Source organism: Ectobacillus sp. OTK (genome assembly GCF_059698935.1).
Window position 1 is genome coordinate 1,056,076 of sequence record NZ_AP048547.1, and the last position, 21,581, is coordinate 1,077,656.

Here is a 21,581-nt window from a genome sequence, read left to right on the forward strand (position 1 = left end):
ATAGTAGTGTATTTTATGAGGAAATGATACGACAGGTGAAATGGAAGGTTGGATTATCTTGAATGTATGGTTAAATATGATTACAACGATAGGTCTTGGTGCGATTATTGGCGGATATACGAATCACGTAGCCATTCAAATGCTGTTTCGGCCCCATAATCCGATCTATATTGGAAAGTTTCGTGTCCCGTTTACGCCAGGAATTATTCCAAAGCGGCGAGATGAAATGGCATATCAAATGGGAAGCATGGTTGTAAAGCATCTGCTTACTCCGGAAGGAATTGAGCGAAAGCTAAAAAATGAGGAGTTTCGGCAGGAGTTAACAGAATGGACTGCGGAAGCGGCTCAGAGGTGGATACATACAGATATATCGGTACGAGAAATGCTGCAGCATATTGGACTCGGGCAGCTGGAGGGGAAAACAACAGAGGCGATCCAATCTATTGTAGAGCAAAAAATCTCGCAAGCATGGGAAATATATGGAACCTCTTCTATCAATGAATTACTTTCTCCAGCTATGAAGGAAAGAGTATATGAGGGTATTCCGATGATGGCGGATTTTCTACTGGAGAAAACAACTGCATATTTTGAAAGTGCGGAGGGGAAGCAGCGCATTGCAAAAATGATTGATGATTTTCTTGCATCGCGTGGTACGCTGTTAAACCTCGTCGGCATGTTTTTTGGCAATAGCAATTTAGCGGAGCGGGTACAACCTGAGGTGATTAAGTTTTTACAGCAAGACGGCACAAGGAAGCTGCTTTGCGATGTGATTGAAAATGCTTGGAACAGCGTGAAGGAGAGAAAGGTGGAAACGTTTCTCTCTGAAGAAGCCGTCCGTCAGTTTACGTTCTCTGCTCTTCGTATTGAAGCTACGGTAGACCGTATATTTTCGAAATCGGTGCGCGACCTCGTATCTCCTTATCAAGAAGCGATTGTGCAGGGGGTAGTCCCTCGGATGATAGAAAGAGGTCTCGATAGTTTAATCGCCAATTTGTCGGATATCATGAAGAAACTTCATTTAGCTGAAATTGTACAAAATGAGGTTTCTAGCTTTCCGACGGAGCGGCTGGAGGAGATGGTGTTATCTATTATTAAAAGTGAACTAAAGGCTATTACGTACCTCGGTGCACTGCTTGGCGGCCTTATTGGTTTGGTGCAAGGACTTCTTTTTCTCTTTATGTCATAAGGAAAAAGATTTTCACATAGGATACATAGTCTGGTATAGTTAAGAGCGTGCCGGAAGTGGCTGAAGGAGGAAAAAGCATGGCAACTAATATGTATGATGCAGCTTACGCGCTGCAAAAAGCAATTATGGAGAACCCGGATTTTCAAGCTTTAAAGGCAAGCTACGCAAACGTACAAGCAGACCCGCAGGCGAAAGCATTATTTGAGCAATTCCGCAATGTACAGCTTGAATTGCAGCAAAAAATGATGCAGGGTCAGCAAATTACAGATGAGGATAATATGAAGGCTCAGCAAATTGTCATGCAGGTGCAGCAAAATCAAAAAATTGCACAACTCATGCAAGCAGAGCAGCGTGTCAACGTTCTCATTGGAGATTTAAATAAAATTATCCTAAAACCGCTTGAGGATTTATATGGTTCGTTAGCGTAAATGCACAAAAAACGAGTGCCTGCATTCAAAAGGAAAGCAGGCGCTTGTTTTTATCTAAGAATAGAGGAATATTACCTTTTGGGTACTATCTAGCTTCAGCGGCCTGCTCCCTTTTCGCAAAATAACCTTCACCATAAAAGGAAAAAGTGTCTTCCCTAATGAAGAACATACGGAATACTTCTGTGAATCAGCTCTGCCCGAACGGCGTGTTTTATGCGCGAGTTGTTTCGCTATAAGAGAGGCGGATCGTGTCCGCTTTTCTTACAATTTAAGAAAGTATAAATTTCCAGCTGGAAGCGAAAACGACGTAGTGGGAAATTTTAAGAATAAAGTGTAAGTGCAACTACGCCTCTGTCTTCGCCAATCGGCGAGTTTTCTTTATTTTGAAACAAACGGATGACCTTGAAAATAAAACCGCCACGGATAATGGACTGCTTCTTCTGCGTAATCAATCCCAATACGCGGACCGGCTGTGATTTCATAGCGCTGCGATAAATGCACTTCGGTTGGTACAACCTCCATAAACAGTTCGTCACTTTCCATAGATAATCCCTTTTGCTTTATTGTAATAGCAAGCGCACGGCATAGTTTACCTGGGCCGCTCGTGAGGTTTTTATATTGTTTATTCGTGATATTGGATTTTCCAAATCGGGACGATGCCATTTCTTCTATTCCTTCATCTGGTTCGAGCGCACGAATGAGTACGCCTTGTGGAATACCCTCTGGGGCCGTAATAATATTGAAACAATGGTACATACCATAGATTAAATAGACATATGCGTGTCCAGGAGGGCCGAACATAATCTCCGTTCGCTCTGTTCTACGGCCGCCGTAGCTGTGAGCAGCTTTATCGTCAGGACCCTTATATGCCTCTGTCTCAACAATTAAGCCGCTTCTTCGTTTTCCATCTACAACATGCACAAGCCTATGCCCGAGAAGACGTTTTGCCACATCAAGTGTATCACCTTCATACCAGTTTAAAGGCCATTTCATAGGAACTCTCCTTTTTCGAAAGATAGGATATGATAGATGCTGTTATTATGCAGATTCAGCTTTCTTTCTGTGTGAAAAAATCTCTGCTTAATAGTGCGGGATGTCACGGTTCTGTTACAGTTTACCCACTTGGGCCGGTTGTTACGTAATCATCAAATAGATCCAATTGTCTCTTGCAGGAAGCAGCTAGGATGAACACTGCGTCGTTCGTTCTAATTACCATCCATGCCTCATACGTTAATTGTAGAGTGCCACAGCTCAGAAAGGGAGGTTCTTCATCATGATTTATCGTTTATTAGCTATTAACATAGATGGAACACTGCTTCGCCCAAATGGTAGACTGCAAAAGGGGACGAAGGAAGCAATTGATTTTGTAAGGGAGAAGGGTGTCTATGTTACATTGTTTACGAACCGCAACTTTCAATCTGCACAAAAGATTGCGAAGGCGTTAAAGCTGGACTCCATTCTCGTGACGCACAGCGGTGCTTTTATTTCCTCTTCATTAGATGAACCGCTTGTCCAAAAGCGTATCTCAGAGGAAAAAACATTCAATCTTGTACAGGTGCTGGAGCATTTTGATTGCAATATTCGCATTTGTCATGAGCGATTTTCCCTTGGAAATCGCCGCAGCCTTGCTTCTAATTTAATTGCCAAAACCGTACTGTCGAGTGCTGACCCTGTGTTTTATCCCATTCAGTTTGTAGAATCACTTGGTGATACACTTCGCGATCAGCCGGTAGCTTCACCGAAAATTGATGTGTTTTTCTCAAGCAGGCAGGATAAAGAACATGCTCTTGCCACTTTAGCTGAGGCGTTTGAGGATATTAATATCGTTGAGTACGAAGGAGAGCAGATTGAAATTCTTCCGGCAGATGTTTCGAAGCTGCGGGGCTTACAGCAGCTTGGCCATCACCTTGGGATTGAACCGAGGGAAATGGTTGCAATTGGTGACAGTATGGATGACTTAGAGGTAATTGAAAACGTCGGTCTTGGTGTAGCGATGGGCAATGCTCCCATTGCACTGAAGAAAGCAGCGGATTGGGTCACACGCTCTAATAATGAGCACGGCGTCACATATATGATTAAAGAGCATTTTCGAAAGCAATTTCCGCTTAACTTCCTTAAGGCACATATTAAGATTAAAAAGTGGTGATGGATGAGGCTGGCCCAAAAGGTTGCGTTCAGCGACCTTTTGAGGGCAGCCTCCTTCTTTTTGGTCTTGCTTTGAATATAACTGGATGATTTTTAATATAAAAGAGAGCTGGTTCTTTTTTATTTTTACATAGAAAAACAAGAGGTGTCTCAAAAGATATTAAGGTGAAATTCCTTCTTTTTTCAAGTATAATCAAGAATCAGATAGCTATTAAGGACGGAGAGTGTCATAGACGTGAAAGTATTAACTGTTGAAAATTTAGTGCGAAAGTTTTCATTAAAAGTACTGACTGGGGAAAATCAGCTGCAACAAACGATTACGCAGCCACAGTCTCATCGTCCAGGTTTGGAATTCGTTGGTCACTTTGATTTTTTTCCAACTGAACGGGTTCAAATACTTGGAAGAAAAGAAATTACTTATTTGCATAAGTTAAGCATAGAGGAGCGTCAGATGCGAATAGGTAATATTGTTAAATACCACCCGCCTTGTTTTATCGTTACTGCTGGGCAGGAAGGGCTAACGTATTTGACTCAATATTGTGTAGAAGAGGGAATCCCGTTGTTATGTACAAACGAACCCCAAACAACCTCTGAGTTTATTACGAAACTTGATGCTTATATGATAAAAACACTAGCTCCAGAAATCGCAATACACGGAGTTTGTGTCAATGTGTATGGAATGGGCATTTTACTTCGAGGAAAATCAGGCGTCGGTAAAAGCGAAACGGCGCACACATTGATTGGCAGAGGTCACAGGCTAGTGGCTGATGATATCGTCGTGTTGAAAAAGCTCAGTCCACGAACCATTCTCGGTACTCATGATGGGAAAACGAAGGAATTTCTCGCCCTGCGCAGTGTCGGGCTGTTGAATGTGGTCCGCTTATATGGGAGAAAAGCTTTTCAGGATGAAACAAGGATTGCGCTCGATATTGAACTGACAAAATGGCAGAAAAATTCTCTTAATAATGAATTAGAGCATGAACCTACATTTACAGAATATATGGGGGTTCAAATTCCCCATATTGAGATTCAGCTTCAACCTGGCCGTGATGTAGCGGGGTTAATTGAAGCTGCAGCAAATAACTGGCTTCTGAAGCAGCAAGGATACAGCGCTGCAGAAGAGTTCATGAGACGATTAGAATCCGATTCTAGCTGGTAATGGAGCCATTGTGTATCGAATTAAGGACTAGTGAAAAAACTTCTGCACAGGTTTATGTCTTCTACGAGTCCAAAACACATCAGTTATTCCTATTCTTAAGTATATAAAAGTGAAGTATTTATACGCTTCATTAATTTTTTGGAAGAAATAGGTAAATTTAAGTCTGAATTCAGAAGTTCGCACATATTGACCTCTCGGATTCGTTCAAGTAAACTAGAGGAAGTTTTTATTCCATATGAATGGATAGTAAAATCCCTTAGTGAACTGTCCATATATGTCCGATTGATTCAGCTAACCATCTAAGGATGGAAGTTTCATTTTATATGAAAAGGTGATGAACGTTGCAAATTGCAATTCGAGGCTTACAAGATGATAGATTTTTACGTCCGCTTCAGTTGATTAGCGGATTGTTTTATGAAGAGAGCGAAGTATCTTTTGCCGAGGAAGGCGATGTTGTTGTCGCTATTTCGGTTGCAGAAGACGATGTTGTTACAGCATCGGCAGCTTTAACGGAGGCAGCGACAGGGAATGTGTACAGCGAAACGTTCTCTAAAGATGTGGCCGCCTTCGAGAATGAAAAGGACCGCTTTAAGCAAGTTAAGCATATCGTTTCTTATGTGTACCTATCCGTCCTCCAGCAGTTAACAGGAATCGAACAAAAGTGGGGAATTTTAACTGGTGTTCGTCCGACAAAGCTGCTTCATAAAAAGCTTCAAAGCGGTATGACGAAGGAAGAAGCACATAAGGAGCTGCGCGAGGATTACTTGATTCACGATGAGAAGATTGACTTAATGCAGCGCATTGTTGACCGTCAGCTTGCCGCTGTACCTGATCTTTATAAGCTAAAGGATGAGGTTAGCATTTATATTGGAATTCCGTTTTGCCCGACGAAATGTGCCTATTGTACATTCCCGGCATATGCCATTAATGGAAGACAAGGCTCTGTTGACTCTTTCCTCGGCGGCTTGCATTATGAAATACGCGAAATCGGGAAGTTTTTAAAGGAAAAGGGCATCACTATTACGACTATCTACTACGGCGGGGGTACGCCAACAAGTATTACAGCAGAAGAAATGGATATGCTGTATGAGGAAATGTACGAGTCGTTTCCAGGTGTGGCAAACATTCGAGAAGTAACGGTCGAAGCTGGACGGCCAGATACGATTACCCCAGAAAAGCTTGAGGTGTTGAAGAAGTGGAAGATCGACCGAATCAGCATTAACCCGCAGTCGTATCACGAGGAAACATTAAAAGCAATCGGCCGTCATCATACGGTGGAGGAAACGATCGAGAAATATCATCTTGCACGCTCTATGGGAATGAATAATATTAATATGGATTTAATTATCGGACTGCCGGGAGAAGGACTGGATATTTTCAAGCATACATTGGCGGAAACAGAGAAGCTAATGCCAGAATCCTTGACAGTTCATACGCTTTCCTTTAAGCGTGCATCAGAAATGACGCAAAATAAACGAAAGTACAAAGTAGCAGGACGTGAGGAAATTACAGAAATGATGCACATGGCTGAGGATTGGACGCTGCGTCACGGGTATGTTCCATATTACTTGTACCGTCAGAAAAACATTCTCGGAAATCTTGAGAATGTTGGTTATGCGATTCCAGAGCAGGAGAGCATTTATAATATCGTGATTATGGAGGAAGTGCAGTCTATTATCGGACTGGGCTGCGGAGCTTCCAGTAAGTTTGTGCATCCGCAAACAGGGGTGATTACGCATTTTGCCAACCCGAAGGACCCGAAATCGTATAATGACAGCTATGTGAAATATACAGAGGATAAGCTGAAAATATTGGAAGAATTATTTGTGAAATAAGCTGCTGCTTTGGCAGCTTATTTTTGTTTTTTTTCCAAAATACAAGAGGATTTGCGATACGTAAAGCGTAACGATATGAAACAGATGAGCTATTTCATTTATAGAAAATTTCCCCTTCTTCAGAAATGTTAGTAAGCAGGAGATGAGCAATAGCATTGTTTTTTCTTTACAAAAGCAGGATTTCCTTTTATATAACTCAAATTCTTTATAGATAAGGAAATCAGTAGAAGGAGAGATGCCTCAATGACTGTTTCAAGCCAAACAGAGTCTGTAATCGTCAAGTATGAAGGACGCACGGCAACGGTTATGCTGAATCGTCCGCAAGTATTAAATGCCCTCGATGAGAGCACGTTACGAGAATTGCTTTATAAGATAAAGGAAGTAGCGAAGAGTAAAGTTGATGTTGTGATTTTATGCGGGAACGGACGCGGCTTCTCTGCGGGCGGTGATATTAAATCGCTGCTCTCTGACAATGATGAAAGTAAATTTTCACCGATTATGGATGTAATCTCGGAGCTTGTCGTGACGCTGTATACAATGCCCAAGCTTGTCATTAGCGCCATTCACGGGCCAACGGCAGGTCTTGGATTGAGTCTTGCGCTAGCTGGTGATTATGTAATGGCGGATGCCTCTTCCATTGTAGCGATGAATTTTATTGGCATCGCGCTGATTCCAGATGGCGGCGGTCATTTCTTCCTGCAGAACCGAGTCGGTGAAAGTCTTGCAAAGCAAATTATTTGGGAAGGACAAAGAATGAACGCGCATGAAGCGTTAGGTCTTGGCATTATTGATGAAGCGGTAGAAGCTGATTTTCAGCAGGCGGTGAAGCAAAAGGCAGAGGAATGGCTGCAGAAGCCGATTCGCGCCATGATTGAGACGAAGAACATCCTTTGTGAGCGCAACAAGCCAGCACTGCTCCATGTTCTACAGCTTGAAAAGGAAGGACAAAGCAAAATGCGTGCAACCAAGGATCATCAGGAGGGTATAGCAGCGTTTCTGCAAAAGCGCCCGCCTGTATATCAGGGAGAGTGAATAACAGATCGGCTGCTGTAATGGGAAGCTGATTTGTTTAAAGTCTGTATATTTACTCTCCCTCTGTGGTAGAGTCCATTTTTTATATTATATAAAAAAGATTGGTTTCATAGATGCTCTAGACTAGCTGCATTGGTATACAGAGCAGTCTTTATCTTATTATGCAGAATTTTATGTTTCTGTTGTGGGAGGCAGCGTTATGGTACAATGCTTTCAGCTTTCTTCATTTCCCGTACTAAAGACAAGCAGACTGCTGCTTAGGGATATCTTGCCTGCAGATGAATATGCATTGTTTCGTTGTTTGTCCGATGAAGAGGTGATGCGCTTTTGGGGAATGCCGCCGCTTCAATCATTAGAGCAAGCGGCCGCTATGCGGGAAAATTTTCGGCAAGGCTTTGTGGAGGGACGTTACATTCGTTGGGGAATTGTTCGGAGAGAGGATGGTATATTTCTAGGAACATGCGGCTTTCATTCTTGGGATCCATGGAATCGCCGCTGTGAGATTGGATATGAGATTGATAGGATGTATTGGGGCAATGGCTATGCAACAGAAGCAGTTCGCATGATTGTTTCCTTTGCGTTCTCTTATTTAGGTGTCTATCGAATTAGCGCGGCCGTACATCCTGATAACAGGGCTTCTGAACGCGTGCTTCTGAATGCGGGCTTTCAAAAAGAGGGGTTGCTAAGAGGCTATATGTACAGTGAAGAGGAGTTTCATGATTTGAATATGTTTTCGCTGCTTCAATCAAACGCATAATAGCATGCCGGCTTACAGGAAAAGAAACATTGGGCAAAATTATACTTGCCGAAGTATATATAATACTATAATATAAAATGTGGTAACGTTGGAAAATAGGGGATTGCATATGAGCAATAAGTATCGTTTAGATGACTCCCTCGGGTATAAGCTATTTCATGCTTCACGGCTAGTCTCAAACAGACTAAATCAAAACTTTAAGATAAACGGCTTCCCGATCACCTATGAGCAATGGCAAATTATGAGCCGGCTCTATGAAGAGGATGGTCAGACACAAAATCAGTTGGCGTTAAAAGTAGAAAGAGATCAAGCTGGTGTGTCGCGTCTAATTGACAATATGGTGAAGCGCGGGTTGGTCGCGCGCGCTCCCCATGCTACGGATCGCCGCACAAATCTCATTTATTTAACAGAAAAAGGGCGCTGCATGCAAGAACAATTAGAAGCATTAGCCCTAAAAACCATTGCAGAGGCTTCTTTCGCTATTGACCCGAAGGAGATGGAGATTTGTTTGCATGTTCTAGACCGGATTCGAGAAAATCTGAAGTAAACGTTTGTCTTTTTTTTGTTAATTTACTTGTTTAAACAAGTAAATTTAAGCAGATTATGTTTCAGAAAAGAGTATAATACGATGGTTGGTATATGAAGGATGTATAAGTTTTTGTTTAATTCATATTGACTTTGATAATGAAAATCATTATCATTTACAATATAAATAAATATAAGGATGTATTATTCATATATTTTTTGAGAGTTATTGATAATGATTCTCTCTATTAAAAGGGATTATCTGAAACGAATGGTTCTTTACATACTGCTGCTTCTAGATGAGGAGTGGGAATAAGTAAGATTGGGGAAAACGATGAAGAAGCGATATTTATTTTTAATACTAGTTATTTTATCAATTAGTTCCATATTCATTGGCGTAAAGAATATCACTCCGCTAGACTTGTTCCGTCTAAATGATGATCAAATTCATATCTTGCTCACCAGCAGGCTGCCTCGTCTTATTAGTATTATCATCGCAGGTGTCGGAATGAGCATTAGCGGCTTAATTATGCAGCAGCTGAGCCGAAATAAATTTGTTTCGCCTACGACAGCCGGAACAATGGATTCGGCTAAGTTAGGAATTCTAGTTTCGCTTATACTTTTTACATCGGCGAGCCCGCTTCAGAAAATGCTGATAGCTTTCTTGTTTGCAATGGCTGGAACCTTTATTTTTATGAGAATACTAGAGAAGATTCGATTTAAGGATACAATTTTCATTCCGCTTGTCGGGTTAATGTTTGGCAATATTATTAGCTCAGTCACAACATTTTTTGCATACAAGTATGACTTAATTCAAAATATATCTGCCTGGCTGCAAGGGGATTTCTCCATGATTGTAAAAGGGCAATATGAGCTTATTTACGTCAGTATTCCAATGCTTGTCATCGCTTATCTATTTGCTAACAAATTCACTGTAGCAGGCATGGGTGAAGAGTTTGCCGTCAACCTGGGGCTTAATTATAGATGGGTTGTAAATACAGGACTAATAATTGTTGCGCTAATATCAGCAGTTGTGATTTTGACGGTCGGTATGATTCCGTTTCTCGGTCTCATTATTCCGAATATTGTCAGTCTCTATCAGGGGGATCATTTAAAGAACAGTCTTTCTCATACTGTATTGCTAGGAGCCGTTTTCGTTTTATTTTGCGACATATTGGGAAGGGTCATTATCTACCCGTATGAAATTCCAATCAGCCTGACGGTCGGTGTGATCGGGAGCGGCATTTTCATTTACTTATTGATAAGGAGAAAGGCTTATGCATTATAAAGCAAAAACCGGTATACTGGCAGTCCTTGCATTGACAGTAGTTCTCATCTTTATGTTTACCGGCGTCGGAGCAAATTGGGATTATGTTCTTCCGAGGCGGGGGCTGAAAATACTTGTGATTGTTTTGATTGGAGGGGCTATTGCTTTTTCAACGCTCATCTTTCAAACCGTTACGAATAACAGAATTTTGACGCCGAGCATTTTAGGTCTGGACTCTATGTACATGTTAATTCAGACGTTCATCATTTTTGTGTTTGGATCTGCGCATATCACAATCGCAAACAAAAATATGAATTTTATCATATCTGTTATTCTTATGATGCTATTTGCTTCGTTGCTCTATCGGGTTCTTTTTAAAAGAGAAGGGCAAAACATTTACTTTCTTTTATTGATTGGAATTATATTTGGAACCTTTTTTCAAAGCATTTCTACCTTTCTGCAGGTGCTGATTGATCCGAATGAATTCCAAATTGTGCAGGACCGGATGTTTGCCAGCTTTAACAATATTAATGTAGATATCCTTCTCGTTGCGGTTATTGTTTTGCTGTTGGTCATCGTATATTGCTGGAGATTCATTACATACTTAGATGTATTGTCTTTAGGAAAGGAACAGGCAATCAATTTAGGAGTTGATTATGGTGGGATTACCAAAAGGCTATTAATTGTCGTAGCAGTTATGACCGCTGTTTCCACAGCTTTAGTTGGTCCCATCACGTTTTTAGGTTTGCTCGTTGTTAATGTTGCCCATGAGTTTTTACGTACGCACCGGCATGTGTATCTTATCCTAGGGTCGATATGCATTAGTATCATTGCTTTAGTGGGAGGATTGTTAATTGTAGAAAGAGTGTTTACCTTCTCTACAACAATCACCGTAATTATCAACTTCATCGGCGGTGTATATTTCATTTATCTTCTGTTAAAGGAGCGGAAGTCATGGTAGAGGTAAGAAATGTTTCTAAGCAGTACGGAAACAAATATGTATTGCGTGATGTGTCCATCAAAATAGGAAGAGGAAAAATTACATCCTTTATCGGGCCAAATGGTGCAGGAAAGAGTACACTGCTCTCAATTATCAGCCGACTCATCGGCAAGGATACTGGAGAAATCTTGATTGACGGGAAGGAAATCAGTCAATGGAAAAGCAGTGATCTTGCTATGAAAATTTCAATCTTGAAGCAATCCAATCATATTAACATCCGTCTCACCGTTCGGGAATTGGTCTCCTTCGGGCGTTTTCCATACTCTAAAGGCAACCTGACCAAGGAGGATTGGCAATCTGTCGATGAGGCGATTGCATATATGGAACTAACGGATATGCAGCATAAGTATTTGGATCAGTTGAGCGGCGGGCAAAGACAGCGGGCATATATTGCCATGGTTATAGCCCAGAATACAGAGTACATTTTGTTAGATGAGCCGCTGAATAATTTGGATATGAAGCACTCCGTTCAAATTATGAAGGTATTGAGACGGCTTGTCGACGAGCTTGGAAAAACAGTTGTCATCGTTATTCATGATATCAACTTTGCCTCCTGCTACTCGGACCATATCGTCGCGCTGCGGGACGGGGAGATTGTGCAGGAAGGCCCTACTCACAATATTATCAGTGAGCCTGTGCTGAAGGATATTTACGATATGGACATCCAGATCCAAGATATCAATGAAAATAAGATTTGCGTATATTTTTCATAGTTTTTCTATTTGGTTTGAAGGATTTGACCGGTACATGGAATAGATAGCTTTATCATTAGAACCGTACGCAGGGAGGCAGTATTGCCTCCAGCGGCTGCTCCGCAAATAGCAGAGAATTTTAATGCTCTATGCTGATAATGATTATCGTTTTTAGTGAAGTGGATCGGCCAATGATTTTAAATAATACAAAATGAAATAAAGGTGGTATCAGGATGTTTAAGAAGTTATCTGTAATTTTCATGGCCTTTATATTGGCTGTTGTAGCGGCTGCCTGCGGCTCTAGCAACTCCAAGGAAAAAGCGAGCGCTTCTGCGACCAGCGAAGCGAAGGAGCTGACGATTAAGCATTTATCAGGAGAGACAAAGGTAAAGACAAATCCGAAGAGGGTCGTTGTTTTTGATTTTGGTACATTAGATACACTAGATAAGCTTGGTGTTGAGGTAACAGGTGTTCCAAAAGACAACATTCCAAAGTATTTGGAAAAATATAAAGCTGATAAATACAAAAATGCAGGAGGCTTAATGGAGCCTGATTTCGAGAAAATTAGCGAAATGGCACCTGATTTGATTATTATCTCCGGCAGACAAGCAGCTTCCTATGAAAAGTTTGCAGAAATTGCACCAACGATTAACTTAGGGCTTGATGCAACAAAATACATGGAGTCTTTTAAAAATAACGCAGAGACATTAGGAAAAATCTTTAATAAAGAATCTGTTGTGAAGGAAGAACTTGAAAAGGTTGACAAATCTATTGAAGAAGTAAAGGAAAAAGCAACTGCAAGCAATAAAAATGCGTTAATCGCATTAGCTAACGATGGAAAGGTAAGCGCATATGGAGCCGGCTCCCGTTTTGGTCTTATTCATGATGTGTTAGGCGTAACTCCTGTTGACAAGAACATTGAGGTTTCTACGCACGGACAAAGCATTTCTTTTGAGTATATCGTTGAAAAAAATCCAGATTATTTGTTCGTTATTGACAGAGGAGCAATTGTAGGCGGGCAGTCTTCTGCAAAGCAAGTGGTGGAAAATGACCTTGTGAAAAATACGAAGGCATTTAAGGAAGGCCACATTGTGTATTTAAATCCTGACTATTGGTATCTGTCTGGCGGCGGGCTTGAGTCTGTTACGCAAATGGTAAAGGAAATCGAAAAGAGTTTGTAAAAATTTCGAATTGATTTTAAATAAGCATCCTGTTCGAAGCCATTCGAACAGGATGCTTATTGTTAGCTATGCACGAAATAAAATAAGCTTGCCGCTTGAAGAAGTGCAGCGGTACGTATTGGTAACACCATTTCGCTGCAGGATTTCTTCTCCCCGCTGCTTTGCTTCTGATTCTGTCATTGCTTCAAAGGATTTCTCCAACAGCTTTGTTCCGTCTTTGGCAAATGCGGTTACAATGTAAACTCCCATTTTTATCCTCCCAATTATAAAAATAACCAATTCCATTCTATTCTATTTTGTCATGACATAAGGTATTGCGCAAAGAGAAAAGATGGTTTTTATGCAGAATAACTATGCCGGATGATTACACATCGATACCTTATCTAGGCGAATGAGTGAAACATGATACAATAAGACTCGTAATATATAAGGAAGGGCAGGCATATGCTATGAAAATTACGTTTATTCACGCGGCGGATTTACATTTGGACAGCCCGTTTAAAGGGTTGGAGGCAGCTATGCCGCCGTTTATTTTTGAAGCGATGAAGGAAAGTACATTTCAATCATTTCGGCGCATTATAGATAAAGCGATTGGGGAACAAGTTGACTTCATTGTCATCCCGGGTGATTTATATGACGGAGAGGTAAGAAGCCTTCGTGCACAGTTGTTTATACGGGAACAAATGCGTCGGCTGCAGGATTATGGCATTCAAGCCTATATTAGTTATGGAAACCATGATTATCTTGGCGGAAGCAGAGCGGATATAGAGCTTCCAAGCAATGTGCATGTATTTAGTCAGCCATTTGTGACGAAGCAGCCATTTTATAAGAAAGGGCAGCTGCTTGCATATGTATATGGTTTCAGCTATGGGCAAAGGGCGGTAACAGAACGTATGGCAGCTCGATATGAAAAAAAGGAAGAGGCTCCATTTCATATCGGCCTGCTGCATGGCAGCCTTGAAGGAAATAGTGAGCATAGCAGATATGCACCGTTTCTGCTGTCTGAGCTTACGGAAAAGCAATTTGATTATTGGGCGCTCGGCCATATTCATACACGAAGTGTGCTAAACGAGCAGCCGCCAATTATTTATCCGGGAAATATACAAGGAAGACATCGGAAGGAAACAGGAGAGAAAGGCTGTTATCTTGTGACCCTGATGGAGGATCATGCTTCCTATACGTTTGTCCCCACTGCCAGTATCGTTTGGGAGGAAGCACAGGTTTCAATTGAGGGGCTGCAAACAATAGATGAATTATTAAAGTGTTGTGAAGAGGTGATGAACAACCTGCGCCGTGAGACGGAAGGAGTATTACTCGTTTTGACTATAAGCGGAAGCGGGCCGCTTGCAGTATATTTACAGGATGGACAGAATGTGGATGAGCTTGTTGCGATTTTAGCTGAGGGAGAGGAACGGAGAGATTTTGTATATCCGATCACATGCTTTAACCGGACATATTCAGAAGAGGCGCTGAAGGAGAGTCCGTTTCTGTCAGACTTGCTTCAGGCAGCTGATTCCTTTTCGGAGATGGATGCAGTGCTTCGGCCGTTTTGGAGCGCTTCAGCTGCCAGAAAGGTGATAGAGTCGTTTTCAGAGGAGGAAAAGCAAGACATATTAGAAGAAGCAAAACGTTTGCTTATGGGAGGATTTATCAAAAAATAGACGAGAACGCCCCTTCCTTCGTCGAAGGAAGTTCCTTTAGTAAAAGCGAAGCTAACTGGTGGGAGAGTTCAAGAAGGGAGGAGGAGCACATTGAAAATTGAAGCATTGCATATTTACGGCTACGGCAGGCTGGAAAATCGAGAATATACGCTGTCACAGTTATCTGTACTATATGGAGAAAACGAAGCGGGTAAGTCTACAATCCGTTCGTTCATTAAGAGTGTGCTATTTGGATTTCCAACGCGCGGCCAATATCGATACGAGCCGCGAACAGGCGGGAAATATGGCGGTGCACTTACTATGCAAACAAGTCAGTATGGGCGAGTCAGAATTGAGCGCCTTCCCAAAACGGCAGCTGGGGAAGTAACTGTATACTTAGAGGATGGTACACGCGGTGGAGAGGAGCTGCTAGGAGCAATCCTTCAAGGTATGAACAGCGTGTTGTTTGATTCTATTTTTTCTTTTGATGTACATGGTTTACAAAATATTCATACAGTCAGCCGTGAGGAGCTCGGGTCATATTTATTTTCTGCGGGTGCAATCGGTACGGATGAAATTTTACAGCTGGAAAAAAGGCTGGATAGTGGAATGGAAGCGCTGTTTAAGCCGAACGGCCGCAAGCCGTTAGTGAATGCTGCATTACAGGAAGCAAGCAAGCTGAAGGAGGAGCTCGGGCGTTGGCAGCAAAAGCTAGATACATATAAGGACTGGGCATCGAAAAAACGAAGCAGCGAGGAAAGATTGGCAGATCTGCAGCTTGAGCAGGAGCAGCTTCGCTTGGCTATCAAGGACTATGAAACAATGACAACACTGCAGCCGCTGCTGCTTGAAAGAAAGAAGTATGAGAGCTTCTTATCCTCAATTTCTACCTCCTCTTTTCCAGTCAATGGTATAAACCGTTATGAAAGGCTTACTGAGGAATGGAAATCCATTCGTCTCCGTCTGCAAGCACTAAAGCAGAAAATAGAGAATGCGGAGCAAATACTTGAATCATTTTCTGCTGATCCACACATATTGGAGCAGGAAGCAGTTGTGGAAGCGTGCAGACTTGGTTATATGTCATATGAAACGGCGAAGCGGGACATCCTTTCCTTACAAACAGAACTTGCAAGACTTGAGGAGGAGAAGCAGGAGCTGCGAACGAGTACCGGCTTTTCTGGGAATGCTCTGCTTTTCAATACTAGTCTTTCGGCTAAGGAAAGTGTTATGGAAGCGGCACAAGCATTTAAACGGCTAACTGAACAAAAGCAGCAGCTTGACGAACGGTTTGCTGCTGCAAAGGAATTGTTAGAACAGCAGGAGGAACAGGTAGGGTATGTGGAAGCCTTGCTTCTTCCGACTGCTGAACGAATGCAATACGAAAAGCTGCTGGAGAATGAGGTGTTTGGGGAGACGGCAGCTTCCATCCACATGCTTTCTATGCTGAAGGAAAAAAAAGGAAGGCAGGCGGAGGAAGACCGAATTAGACGGAAAAAGCGTAATGTTTTATTTTATAGCCTGCTATCGGTAAATGCCGTAGTGTTAGCGGGCAGTTTATTCTTGAATGCAAAGCTGCTGTTGTTTGCTTGTTTGTTTGTATTTGTTTGCATTGTTCTTTTTTTTACGGTTGGCAACAATAAGCAGCAGTCTCTTGTCATAGAACTGGAGAAGGAATTGGCTGATAGGCAAGGAAGAGAACGTTCTGAGGAGGCGATGCAGGCAAAGCATAAGCTGCACATGGACGATGAAAGAAAGCAGCAGCTGGAGCGGGAACGCTTTAAGCTGCAGCAAGCAGAGCGCTCCTATGAACGAATTGTTTCTCAATATGAGGATTGGGAGAAGGATATGTATGTGCTGCAAAAGGATGTAGAAGCTTGGAAGGAGCAAAATGGTCTGCCGCCTTCGCTCTCTGCAGCGCAGCTCATTCCTGCATTTGAACGACTTGAAAAGCTGCAGCAGGCAGAGCATGAAACAATAAAAAGAAAGGAACGCATACGACTGCTAGAGGAAGAAACGAAGACCTTTGAAGAAAAGCTGCGAAGGCTGCGTGCTGCATTTGCTATGCTAGATGAAAACAGCGCTGTACTGCTGCATGCCATGAGCGAGAGACTGAAGGAAGAAAAGCAGAAAGCTCAGCAGCAGCAGCAGCTAAAGCAACAGATGCTAGAGTGGGATGCAGAAATGCAGGAGCTGCAGATTATATATTCGCAGCTGGAGCAGGAGCGTGATACACTTTGGAAGGCCGCAGGTGCACAGAATGAGGAGCAGTTTTTAATGTACGGGCGTGAAGCAGAGGAGGCACGCGAGGCGCAAAAGCAGCTTTCGTTTTTGGATGCGCAAATTAAGTTGCTGTGTACACGGCTTGCCGACATCTCTGTAGCGGATACTAAGGAAGACTGCACAGCACTGCTGCAGGAAGCTGTGCAAAAACAAAAGTATTTGCACGAGTTACAGCAGCAGCTTCAGCATGACTCGGCTAAGTGTACAGCGGAAATGACTGCTCTTGAAAACGGAAGTGCCTATAGAGACGTACTCCATGAATGGGAAGCGAAACGGTCGCAGCTGCGCGAGCTTGTTAAGAAGTGGTCCGCTTATGCAGTTGCAAAGGCTGTGTTACAGAATACAATAGAGCGATATTATAAGGAGCGATTACCGCTTATTTTAGAAAAAGCAGAGCGGTATTTTGCATATGTTACGAATGGACAATATACCCGTCTGCTTGCACCGTCTGCAGAGCGAGCATTGCAGGTGGAACGAAAGGATGGCCAGCGTTTTTTCTGCCATGAGCTCAGTCAAGCAACAGCTGAACAGGTGTATTTATCACTTCGGCTTGCGCTCGCCTGTGCATATGATATGCAGGAATCCTATCCTCTTATTATAGACGATAGCTTTGTGCATTTTGATGCTGACCGAACAAAGCGGACGATTGAGCTAATCAAGGGGATTGTCGGGGAACGGCAGGTGCTTTTATTTACATGTCACGCTCATCTACTGTCTTATTTTTCAGAGGATACAGTAATTCAATTGAACAACGGCGTGGAGACAGTTTGATGCTTTTCGTATTGTCTAGCTCCAGTGCCAACCCCTCACAGTCAAATACCCTCTCTCCGCGTAAAGGCAAAAAGCGCCTTTAGTGATGAGGAACACATGGAATACTTCTGTGAATCGGCTCCGCCCGAACCGTGCATTTTGTGCGCGGGCGGGGCTAAACAGGGCGCTCCAGCTTTTCTTGTTCATGTGGAAGTTTTTTCCGTGGTATACTAGAGGTAATTAGTCATTTTGGAGGAAGATGAATGAAAAAAAAGCTCATACAGTACGAGGTCGGCGAGCAAGTTGATATGTATTTGCTTATTAAGTCGGCGGCAAGAGGAATTGCAAGCAACGGAAAACCGTTTTTGACCCTTATGCTGCAGGATCAAAGCGGTGAAATTGAAGCAAAGCTTTGGGATGTTTCGAAAGAGGATGAAGGACATTACACGGCAGAAAAGGTTGTGAAGGTTGCCGGTGATATCCAAAATTATAAAGGGCGTATCCAGTTAAAGCTAAAGCAAATCCGGCTTGCGCAGCTGCATGAAGCGCCAGATATCTCCGACTTTGTAGAGAAAGCACCACTGACAAAGGATGCAATGCAAGAGAAAGTTACACAATACATATTCGAAATGCGTAATCCGAGTATACAGCGTATTACGAGACATTTACTGAAAAAGTATCAAAACTCTTTTTTTGATTATCCAGCTGCGACAAAGAATCACCATGAGTTTATTTCTGGACTTGCGTATCATGTTGTTTCTATGCTTGATTTAGCTAAAGCAATTACTTCGCTATACCCATCTCTGGATAAGGATTTACTGTATGCTGGCGTTATTTTGCATGATCTTGGGAAGGTGATTGAACTTTCCGGTCCTATTTCTACGTCCTATACAGTTGAGGGGAATTTGCTCGGTCATATTTCGATTATGGTAAGCGAAATCGCAAAGGCAGCGGAGGAGCTTGGTGTCCAAGGAGAAGAGATTGTTATCCTGCAGCATCTGGTTCTTAGCCACCACGGTAAAGCGGAATGGGGAAGCCCGAAGCCGCCGCTTGTGCGTGAGGCGGAAATACTTCATTATATTGATAATCTTGATGCGAAAATGAATATGATGGATCGCGCATTAAGCCGTGTGAAGCCTGGAGAATACACGGATCGAATTTTTGCGCTTGATCAAAGAGCTTTTTACAAGCCGTCGTTTCATCGATAGTCATACTTTCTATTCTTCCTTCATACAGTGAAAGTAAAAGCTTGTCTAAGAAGGAAGGGATTAAAATGGGAATGGAAGCATTACCTTGGTGGGTATATGTTGTAATTGTTGGTATTATTGTGAGCGGCTATATGGTGTTGTACACTTCAAAGAAAGAACAAGACATCGATCAGGAATTCATCGAGCGGGAAGGCAATGTGTATATGCAGCGCATTAAGGCAGAACGTGAGCGCCGTACACAGGAGCAAGATGATCAGTCTGTTTTGCTGTGATCCGGCAGGGACATCCTTGCCGGTTTTTTTAGATAAGAGAGTATAATTTTTTGAGGGGACACCGCCCTGCTCTCATGACCTGCTTGCTGTGGGGAAAGACCTTTGTCCACCCAGGCAAAAAGCGCCCCACCGAGCAGAGAACTGTCTCTTTCGGGAGCAGGGCGGACTGTGTCCGTTTTTCTTATTTACCAGTTGTGGATAGCGAGCATCCTGTTATGTAAGAAATAACCGAAGCAGGCTTGGCAGTCGGGCATTGAAGAGATCAGCGGGAAATTAGGGCGCACCTGCCTTGACACCGCGTATGGAGGAGGGGAAGCTATAAGCATATAAAAACAGGACAAGCTTGTCCTGTTTTTATATTAGCAAGAGATAAGAGAGTTACTTGCTCTCTGTACTTCCTGTGCTGTCTGTAGATGTTTGCGTTTCAAAAGCTGGCTTTAAATCCTTATCCTTTACTTCTACGTCAGCTTTTTTCAGTTCTTTATCAATAAAGTCATTCATAAATGTAGTATCTGCCATTTTTTCTTCAATGATTTGCTTTTTCAAGTCATCCTTCACTTCATCAAACGGCTTTAGCTCTTTAATATCCGTTACTTTAATAATGTGGTAGCCGTAGCTTGATTTGACTGGTTGGCTGATTTCGCCTTTTTTCAGCTTATAAGCTGCCTCTTCAAATTCAGCCACCATTTTACCTGGTCCGAAATAGTCAAGATCGCCGCCATTTTCCTTCGAGCCTGTGTCTTCAGAATATTGTTTTGCAAGCTCCTCGAAGGACTTTCCAGCAGCCAGTTCAGCTTCTACCTTCTTCGCCGTTTCCTCATCCTTCACAAGAATATGGCTTGCGCGAATTTCCGGCTTATATTTTGCTTTTAGGTCTGCATCTGTAATCGTAGCAGAAATCGCCTTTTTCACTGCAAGGCTTGCACGGATTTGCTCTTTTAGTGATTCCTCAGTCATACCGCTTTGCTTTAAAAGCGTTTCGAACTGGTCACCGTACTGTTCTTTTGTTGTTTTGTATTCCGCATCAACATCTTTATCTTCCACTTTATAATTTTTCGTAAATACCTTTTGAATTACGAGATTTTTAATAATATTTTGTCCAGCTTGCTGCTTCATTGCATCATAAAATTCTTCCTTTGTCACATCTCCCGCTTTTGTTGATACAATCGTTTCGGAAGAATTGCCGCATGCTGAAAGGACGAGTACGCTCGTTGCAGCAAGCGCAATAATTGCTTTCTTCATCTTATAACACTCCTACTATGCATTTTTACTTTTCAGTATGGTCAAATAACACAACAATTAATATATCACACTTTCGTTCTTTTTCCTATGCGAAAGAAAAAAAACGCCCAAATCTTTACAGCAGCGTGTTATATCGGGACATTCGCATAGGCAAATTTCAATACCGTCCATACAATATAGGGAAGTTTGAAAAGGGGGTCAATAGAATGAGTGCTGGTTATTATAATGGTTTTGCGTTAATTGTTGTATTGTTTATTCTATTAATTATTGTAGGATGCGCTTACGTATATTAATCGACTTTCTTGCCAAAAGCGGGATAACAGCCTACTCCTTTCAGTCCTGAAATGCATAGTATATGTTACTCCATAACATAAAGGAGGTGTAGGGCATGAGCGGCGGATACGGATATGGCGGAGGCTTTGCGCTAATCGTTGTATTGTTTATCTTGTTAATCATTGTAGGCGCAGCTTGGTTGTACTAACACATTGTAAACGGAATAAACTATAAAAAAAGTTCGGCTGCGCTGCGAGCAGCCGAACTTTTTTTATGTTTTCTTCAAGTATACATTTCCAGTTGGGAAGTCATTCCATGAATTCTCTTTATAGGAGTTCCAGCGCCATAAGCATAATAAGAAATGAAAAAAGATGGAGAGTGTTTTCTCCATCCCTTACTGAAAAGATAAGAAGCTATAATTTTAGGAGCTGTTGCCTAACTGCCTAAGCCTGGCCGACGTTGCGAGAAAAACGGATCAGGTCTGCTTTTTCTATTTATACATAACCTCTACGTAACTGGAAATAAGTAAAATCGTTATGCATACGTTAATTGTCCGAAACACGCGTGTTTTATGAGAATCAGACAGCTGTTTTCGGTGGCAAAGCGTATGAGTCATAAAATTTGTATAAAATAGAACAATAAGTGCGAAGGCAGCAAAAACGAAATTCACTAGGAGATTCCTCCTTTTGCGTAAAAAATCACCTGTATT

General features: G+C 42.2%; 22 protein-coding genes. 18 read left to right on the forward strand and 4 right to left on the reverse strand.

Annotation, left to right across the window (positions count from 1 at the left end):
• Window positions 1–40: 40 nt before the first annotated feature.
• Both AC6HZ4_RS05285 and AC6HZ4_RS05290 read left to right on the forward strand, forming a co-directional pair.
• Complete coding sequence (locus AC6HZ4_RS05285; protein ID WP_497493937.1) at window positions 41–1,186, forward strand: DUF445 domain-containing protein; 1,146 nt, start codon at window positions 41–43, stop codon at window positions 1,184–1,186.
• A gap of 77 nt (window positions 1,187–1,263) precedes the next feature.
• Complete coding sequence (locus tag AC6HZ4_RS05290) at window positions 1,264–1,614, forward strand: YlbF/YmcA family competence regulator (RefSeq protein WP_497493938.1); 351 nt, start codon at window positions 1,264–1,266, stop codon at window positions 1,612–1,614.
• A 378-nt stretch (window positions 1,615–1,992) separates the two neighbouring features.
• On the opposite strand, the gene AC6HZ4_RS05295 is transcribed toward AC6HZ4_RS05290, so the two are convergent.
• The gene (locus AC6HZ4_RS05295; RefSeq protein WP_497493939.1) at window positions 1,993–2,607 is read right to left on the reverse strand and encodes a DNA-3-methyladenine glycosylase; all 615 of its coding nucleotides are present in this window, start codon (window positions 2,605–2,607) and stop codon (window positions 1,993–1,995) included.
• Window positions 2,608–2,887: 280 nt separating this feature from the next.
• On the opposite strand from AC6HZ4_RS05295, the gene AC6HZ4_RS05300 reads away from it, so the two are divergent.
• The 10 genes from AC6HZ4_RS05300 (at window position 2,888) to AC6HZ4_RS05345 (ending at window position 13,207) form a co-directional block, all read left to right on the forward strand.
• On the forward strand, window positions 2,888–3,760 hold the full coding sequence (locus tag AC6HZ4_RS05300; protein ID WP_497493940.1) for a Cof-type HAD-IIB family hydrolase: 873 nt from the start codon (window positions 2,888–2,890) through the stop codon (window positions 3,758–3,760).
• Window positions 3,761–3,994: 234 nt separating this feature from the next.
• Window positions 3,995–4,918: an HPr(Ser) kinase/phosphatase gene (hprK, locus tag AC6HZ4_RS05305; protein WP_497493941.1), complete on the forward strand. Its 924-nt coding sequence runs from the start codon at window positions 3,995–3,997 to the stop codon at window positions 4,916–4,918.
• A 341-nt stretch (window positions 4,919–5,259) separates the two neighbouring features.
• Window positions 5,260–6,753 carry a coproporphyrinogen III oxidase gene (locus AC6HZ4_RS05310; RefSeq protein ID WP_497493942.1) on the forward strand — a complete coding sequence of 498 codons (1,494 nt, stop codon included), beginning with the start codon at window positions 5,260–5,262 and terminating at the stop codon, window positions 6,751–6,753.
• A gap of 243 nt (window positions 6,754–6,996) precedes the next feature.
• Window positions 6,997–7,785: an enoyl-CoA hydratase gene (locus AC6HZ4_RS05315; protein ID WP_497493943.1), complete on the forward strand. Its 789-nt coding sequence runs from the start codon at window positions 6,997–6,999 to the stop codon at window positions 7,783–7,785.
• Between the two features lie 199 nt (window positions 7,786–7,984).
• On the forward strand, window positions 7,985–8,542 hold the full coding sequence (locus tag AC6HZ4_RS05320; RefSeq protein WP_497493944.1) for a GNAT family N-acetyltransferase: 558 nt from the start codon (window positions 7,985–7,987) through the stop codon (window positions 8,540–8,542).
• A gap of 109 nt (window positions 8,543–8,651) precedes the next feature.
• The gene (locus AC6HZ4_RS05325; protein WP_497493945.1) at window positions 8,652–9,089 is read left to right on the forward strand and encodes a MarR family winged helix-turn-helix transcriptional regulator; all 438 of its coding nucleotides are present in this window, start codon (window positions 8,652–8,654) and stop codon (window positions 9,087–9,089) included.
• A gap of 312 nt (window positions 9,090–9,401) precedes the next feature.
• Window positions 9,402–10,355, forward strand: coding sequence for an ABC transporter permease (locus AC6HZ4_RS05330; RefSeq protein ID WP_497493946.1), 954 nt, complete (start codon window positions 9,402–9,404; stop codon window positions 10,353–10,355).
• Window positions 10,345–11,295 carry an iron chelate uptake ABC transporter family permease subunit gene (locus tag AC6HZ4_RS05335; protein WP_497493948.1) on the forward strand — a complete coding sequence of 317 codons (951 nt, stop codon included), beginning with the start codon at window positions 10,345–10,347 and terminating at the stop codon, window positions 11,293–11,295. The genes AC6HZ4_RS05330 and AC6HZ4_RS05335 overlap by 11 nt, the downstream gene beginning before the upstream one ends.
• Window positions 11,289–12,047: an iron ABC transporter ATP-binding protein gene (locus AC6HZ4_RS05340; RefSeq protein WP_497493949.1), complete on the forward strand. Its 759-nt coding sequence runs from the start codon at window positions 11,289–11,291 to the stop codon at window positions 12,045–12,047. Before AC6HZ4_RS05335 ends, AC6HZ4_RS05340 begins: the two co-directional genes overlap by 7 nt.
• Window positions 12,048–12,259: 212 nt before the next feature.
• Window positions 12,260–13,207: a siderophore ABC transporter substrate-binding protein gene (locus AC6HZ4_RS05345; protein WP_497493950.1), complete on the forward strand. Its 948-nt coding sequence runs from the start codon at window positions 12,260–12,262 to the stop codon at window positions 13,205–13,207.
• Between the two features lie 66 nt (window positions 13,208–13,273).
• Here the strand turns inward: AC6HZ4_RS05345 and AC6HZ4_RS05350 are convergent, their stop codons facing one another.
• On the reverse strand, window positions 13,274–13,456 hold the full coding sequence (locus AC6HZ4_RS05350; RefSeq protein ID WP_497493951.1) for a YhzD family protein: 183 nt from the start codon (window positions 13,454–13,456) through the stop codon (window positions 13,274–13,276).
• A gap of 200 nt (window positions 13,457–13,656) precedes the next feature.
• Here AC6HZ4_RS05350 and AC6HZ4_RS05355 point away from each other — a divergent pair, with 200 nt between their 5' ends.
• The 4 genes from AC6HZ4_RS05355 to AC6HZ4_RS05370 all read left to right on the forward strand — a co-directional run bounded on the left by AC6HZ4_RS05355 (window position 13,657) and on the right by AC6HZ4_RS05370 (window position 19,357).
• Window positions 13,657–14,868, forward strand: coding sequence for a metallophosphoesterase family protein (locus tag AC6HZ4_RS05355; protein ID WP_497493952.1), 1,212 nt, complete (start codon window positions 13,657–13,659; stop codon window positions 14,866–14,868).
• A 96-nt stretch (window positions 14,869–14,964) separates the two neighbouring features.
• Window positions 14,965–17,898, forward strand: a complete 2,934-nt coding sequence (locus tag AC6HZ4_RS05360) for an AAA family ATPase (RefSeq protein ID WP_497495606.1) — start codon at window positions 14,965–14,967, stop codon at window positions 17,896–17,898.
• Window positions 17,899–18,140: 242 nt separating this feature from the next.
• Window positions 18,141–19,085: a 3'-5' exoribonuclease YhaM gene (gene yhaM, locus AC6HZ4_RS05365; protein WP_497493953.1), complete on the forward strand. Its 945-nt coding sequence runs from the start codon at window positions 18,141–18,143 to the stop codon at window positions 19,083–19,085.
• Between the two features lie 71 nt (window positions 19,086–19,156).
• Window positions 19,157–19,357 (forward strand): sporulation YhaL family protein, encoded by a 201-nt coding sequence (locus AC6HZ4_RS05370; RefSeq protein ID WP_497495607.1) that lies wholly within the window; start codon window positions 19,157–19,159, stop codon window positions 19,355–19,357.
• 378 nt (window positions 19,358–19,735) lie between these two features.
• Here the strand turns inward: AC6HZ4_RS05370 and prsA are convergent, their stop codons facing one another.
• Window positions 19,736–20,599 (reverse strand): peptidylprolyl isomerase PrsA, encoded by an 864-nt coding sequence (gene prsA, locus AC6HZ4_RS05375; protein ID WP_497493954.1) that lies wholly within the window; start codon window positions 20,597–20,599, stop codon window positions 19,736–19,738.
• Between the two features lie 206 nt (window positions 20,600–20,805).
• Here prsA and AC6HZ4_RS05380 point away from each other — a divergent pair, with 206 nt between their 5' ends.
• Both AC6HZ4_RS05380 and AC6HZ4_RS05385 read left to right on the forward strand, forming a co-directional pair.
• Window positions 20,806–20,892, forward strand: a complete 87-nt coding sequence (locus tag AC6HZ4_RS05380) for a YjcZ family sporulation protein (protein ID WP_497495608.1) — start codon at window positions 20,806–20,808, stop codon at window positions 20,890–20,892.
• A gap of 95 nt (window positions 20,893–20,987) precedes the next feature.
• A complete protein-coding gene (locus tag AC6HZ4_RS05385; protein ID WP_497493955.1) occupies window positions 20,988–21,080 on the forward strand; it encodes a YjcZ family sporulation protein in 93 nt (30 codons plus the stop codon).
• Window positions 21,081–21,362: 282 nt separating this feature from the next.
• Here the strand turns inward: AC6HZ4_RS05385 and AC6HZ4_RS05390 are convergent, their stop codons facing one another.
• Window positions 21,363–21,542: a hypothetical protein gene (locus AC6HZ4_RS05390; protein WP_497493956.1), complete on the reverse strand. Its 180-nt coding sequence runs from the start codon at window positions 21,540–21,542 to the stop codon at window positions 21,363–21,365.
• Window positions 21,543–21,581: the final 39 nt, after the last annotated feature.

What these genes read in the sequence shown, in the direction of transcription:
- AC6HZ4_RS05285 (WP_497493937.1), top strand. Translation starts at nt 41, where the DNA reads ATGGAAGGTTGGATTATCTTGAATGTATGGTTAAATATGATTACAACG.
- AC6HZ4_RS05290 (WP_497493938.1), top strand. Translation starts at nt 1,264, where the DNA reads ATGGCAACTAATATGTATGATGCAGCTTACGCGCTGCAAAAAGCAATT.
- AC6HZ4_RS05295 (WP_497493939.1), bottom strand. Translation starts at nt 2,607, where the DNA reads ATGAAATGGCCTTTAAACTGGTATGAAGGTGATACACTTGATGTGGCA.
- AC6HZ4_RS05300 (WP_497493940.1), top strand. Translation starts at nt 2,888, where the DNA reads ATGATTTATCGTTTATTAGCTATTAACATAGATGGAACACTGCTTCGC.
- AC6HZ4_RS05315 (WP_497493943.1), top strand. Translation starts at nt 6,997, where the DNA reads ATGACTGTTTCAAGCCAAACAGAGTCTGTAATCGTCAAGTATGAAGGA.
- AC6HZ4_RS05320 (WP_497493944.1), top strand. Translation starts at nt 7,985, where the DNA reads ATGGTACAATGCTTTCAGCTTTCTTCATTTCCCGTACTAAAGACAAGC.
- AC6HZ4_RS05325 (WP_497493945.1), top strand. Translation starts at nt 8,652, where the DNA reads ATGAGCAATAAGTATCGTTTAGATGACTCCCTCGGGTATAAGCTATTT.
- AC6HZ4_RS05330 (WP_497493946.1), top strand. Translation starts at nt 9,402, where the DNA reads ATGAAGAAGCGATATTTATTTTTAATACTAGTTATTTTATCAATTAGT.
- AC6HZ4_RS05335 (WP_497493948.1), top strand. Translation starts at nt 10,345, where the DNA reads ATGCATTATAAAGCAAAAACCGGTATACTGGCAGTCCTTGCATTGACA.
- AC6HZ4_RS05340 (WP_497493949.1), top strand. Translation starts at nt 11,289, where the DNA reads ATGGTAGAGGTAAGAAATGTTTCTAAGCAGTACGGAAACAAATATGTA.
- AC6HZ4_RS05345 (WP_497493950.1), top strand. Translation starts at nt 12,260, where the DNA reads ATGTTTAAGAAGTTATCTGTAATTTTCATGGCCTTTATATTGGCTGTT.
- AC6HZ4_RS05350 (WP_497493951.1), bottom strand. Translation starts at nt 13,456, where the DNA reads ATGGGAGTTTACATTGTAACCGCATTTGCCAAAGACGGAACAAAGCTG.
- AC6HZ4_RS05355 (WP_497493952.1), top strand. Translation starts at nt 13,657, where the DNA reads ATGAAAATTACGTTTATTCACGCGGCGGATTTACATTTGGACAGCCCG.
- yhaM (WP_497493953.1), top strand. Translation starts at nt 18,141, where the DNA reads ATGAAAAAAAAGCTCATACAGTACGAGGTCGGCGAGCAAGTTGATATG.
- AC6HZ4_RS05370 (WP_497495607.1), top strand. Translation starts at nt 19,157, where the DNA reads ATGGAAGCATTACCTTGGTGGGTATATGTTGTAATTGTTGGTATTATT.
- prsA (WP_497493954.1), bottom strand. Translation starts at nt 20,599, where the DNA reads ATGAAGAAAGCAATTATTGCGCTTGCTGCAACGAGCGTACTCGTCCTT.
- AC6HZ4_RS05380 (WP_497495608.1), top strand. Translation starts at nt 20,806, where the DNA reads ATGAGTGCTGGTTATTATAATGGTTTTGCGTTAATTGTTGTATTGTTT.
- AC6HZ4_RS05385 (WP_497493955.1), top strand. Translation starts at nt 20,988, where the DNA reads ATGAGCGGCGGATACGGATATGGCGGAGGCTTTGCGCTAATCGTTGTA.